Raw genomic sequence first — 368 nt, forward strand, 5'->3', positions numbered from 1 at the left:
TAGCTTGCGAGTAGGATTGTTCAGTTTTGAGGGTGTAAAGACCTTCTAAAAAGTTTTCTGAGAGAGAAAACAGCGAAGAAGATAGCGCGTGAGCGCAGGTAAAGCTTCTTTTGCATACTTTTCTTCTCGAAGAAAAGTATGCACCATTAGCTCAGTTGGTAGAGCAACTGACTCTTAATCAGTGGGTCCACGGTTCGAGCCCGTGATGGTGTACCAGATTCGGTGCGCTGTGGGTTCGAGAGAGTCCACAGCGGAACCGAGAAATACCGGAAGTCTAACTGTTATGGCCCGTTGGTCAAGCGGCTAAGACGGCGGCCTCTCACGCCGCAAACGGGAGTTCGATTCTCCCACGGGTCACCAAATTTCTT

2 tRNA genes are annotated in these 368 nt (G+C 49.5%); both read left to right on the forward strand.

Features of this window, described 5'->3' with window-relative positions:
* Window positions 1-140 precede the first annotated feature (140 nt).
* Window positions 141-216, forward strand: a tRNA-Lys gene (locus tag DW806_RS13565).
* Between the two features lie 69 nt (window positions 217-285).
* Window positions 286-360: transfer RNA gene (locus tag DW806_RS13570), tRNA-Glu, on the forward strand.
* Window positions 361-368: the final 8 nt, after the last annotated feature.

It is taken from the genome of Butyricicoccus sp. AM32-19, from assembly GCF_003480365.1.
Taxonomy (GTDB): Bacteria; Bacillota; Clostridia; order Oscillospirales; family Butyricicoccaceae; genus Agathobaculum; species Agathobaculum butyriciproducens.